3 protein-coding genes and 1 pseudogene are annotated in these 2,177 nt (G+C 69.2%); all 4 read left to right on the top strand.

Annotation, left to right across the window (positions count from 1 at the left end):
* Positions 1–1,039: acyl-CoA dehydrogenase family protein (locus tag VOI19_RS18445; protein WP_323794401.1), on the top strand; the 1,039-nt coding region annotated here is incomplete at its 5' end.
* Positions 1,036–1,539, top strand: coding sequence for an FAS1-like dehydratase domain-containing protein (locus VOI19_RS18440; RefSeq protein ID WP_323794400.1), 504 nt, complete (start codon positions 1,036–1,038; stop codon positions 1,537–1,539). The genes VOI19_RS18445 and VOI19_RS18440, both read left to right, overlap by 4 nt.
* Positions 1,536–1,943 (top strand): Zn-ribbon domain-containing OB-fold protein, encoded by a 408-nt coding sequence (locus tag VOI19_RS18435; protein WP_323794399.1) that lies wholly within the window; start codon positions 1,536–1,538, stop codon positions 1,941–1,943. Before VOI19_RS18440 ends, VOI19_RS18435 begins: the two co-directional genes overlap by 4 nt.
* A pseudogene (locus tag VOI19_RS18430) lies at positions 1,940–2,177 on the top strand (beta-hydroxyacyl-ACP dehydratase); the annotation flags it as partial. The gene VOI19_RS18435 and the pseudogene VOI19_RS18430, both read left to right, overlap by 4 nt.

Raw genomic sequence — 2,177 nt, 5'->3', positions numbered from 1 at the left:
CACCTATCAGCGCATCGTGCGACAGATGGGTGAGGACGGCTGGATGGGCGTCGGGTGGCCGAAGGAGTACGGCGGCCACGGCCTCGGCGAGATCGAGCAGACGATCTTCGCCAACGAGGCGCAGCACGCCGACGTGCACCTGCCTGCCGTCACGCTGCAGACCGTCGGACCGACGCTGATCCGCTATGGCACCGAGCACCAGAAGGAGCTGTTCCTCGAGCGCATCCTGGCCGGCGACGTGCACTTCGCGATCGGCTACTCCGAGCCCGACGCGGGCACCGACCTCGCCGCCCTGCGGACGACGGCGCGGCGCGACGGAGACCACTACATCGTGAACGGCCAGAAGATGTGGACCACCGGCGGCCACCAGGCCGACTACGTGTGGCTGGCCGTGCGCACCGACCCGGACGCGCCCAAGCACAAGGGCATCTCGATCCTCATCGTCGACACCACCGACCCGGGCTACTCCTTCACGCCGATCATCACCGCCGACGGGTCCCACCACGTCAACGCGACCTACTACAACGACGTGCGCGTGCCGGTCGAGATGCTGGTCGGCGAGGAGAACCAGGGCTGGAGGCTCATCACCACCCAGCTCAACCACGAGCGCGTGATGCTCGGACCAGCCGGACGCATCGAGGGGTTGCGCGACCGCGTCGCTGCCTGGGCCACGGCCGCCGGGGTCATCGACCTGCCCGACGTGCGTGAGGTGATGGGCCGCGCGACGGCGATCTTCCGCGTCAACGAGCTGCTCAACTGGGAGGTCGCCCGCGCCGCGGCCGTCGGGGAGGTCTCGGTCGGCGACGCGTCGTCGTCCAAGGTCTTCGCCGCCGACCAGGTGCAGCACGTCGCGGCCGACCTGATCGCGCTGGTGCACCGCCACGGTGACCCCGCCGACCCCGGGACCAAGCAGCTCGTCGACTACTTCGACGGTCAGATCAAGCGCAACCTGGTGCTCACATTCGGTGGCGGCGTTCAGGAGGTGCAGCGCGAGCTGATCGCGATGTTCGGTCTCTCCCTGCCGCGGGTGCCGCGATGACGGGGCACGACCTGATCATGGCCGAGGCCGAGCGCATCAAGGCCCTCGGCGAGGCTGCCGAGCGCGAGGCGCGAGACCCGGTCAACCAGCCGACGATCAACAACTGGCTCGAGGCGATGGGCAACACCGACCCGCGCTGGAAGGCGGGGGAGGCCCCGCCCTCGATGGCGCAGGTCTGGACGATGTACGGCCAGGGCGGAAAGCCCCCGGCCGACGACCCCCTGCACGGGATGATGAAGGTGCTCACCGACGCCGGCTACACGGCGGTGCTCGGCACCAACTGCGAGCAGGAGTACCGACGCACCCTCAAGATCGGGGAGCGGGTGCGGGTGACCACCGCGTTGGAGTCGGTCGTCGGCCCCAAGACCACCGGCATGGGCGTCGGCTACTTCGTGACGTCGCGCAACACCTGGTACGTAGGCGACGACGTCGTGGCGACGATGCTCTTTCGGGTACTCAAGTTCATCCCGAAGACCGCAGACCAGGGAGCGGCGTCGTGAGCCTCACCCGCCCGATGATCAGCCGGGACTCGCAGTTCTTCTGGGACGGCACCGCGCTCGGCGAGCTGCGGCTCCAGTCGTGCAACGCGTGCGACTCGCTTCGCTTCCCGCCCGGCCCGGCCTGCCCCGACTGTGGTGCGCTCGATCGCGGTCACGTGGTGGCCTCCGGTCGCGGCACGGTCTTCTCGTACGTCGTCCACCGTCACCCGCCCGTACCAGGCAAGGAGCTGCCGATCGTGCTGGTGCTCGTCGAGCTCGACGAGGGCCTGCGGATGCTCGGCGAGCTCGTCGACGTCGACGCCGACGACATCGAGGCCGGCGCCGTCGAGATCGGGATGCCCGTGCAGGTCGACTTCAACCGGGTCGACGACGACCTCACCCTGCCGATCTGGAGGCGCGCATGAAGACCGGAGACACCATCCCCGTGTGGGAGGTCCCGATCACCCCGACCCTGGTTGTCAGCACGGCGATCGCGACGCGCGACTTCCAGGACGTGCACCACGACCGCGACATCGCCCAGGCGGCCGGCTCGAAGGACATCTTCGTCAACATCCTCACCTCGACGGCCCTGGTCGAGCGCTACGTCACCGACTGGGCGGGCAGCGGCACCGACGTGGCGGGCATCGCGATCCGCCTCG

Origin of the sequence: Nocardioides sp. (assembly GCF_034670285.1) — a bacterium.
GTDB lineage: Bacteria > Actinomycetota > Actinomycetes > Propionibacteriales > Nocardioidaceae > Nocardioides.
Note: the sequence above shows the minus strand (reverse complement) of the source record. Positions and strands in the feature narration are given on the sequence as shown.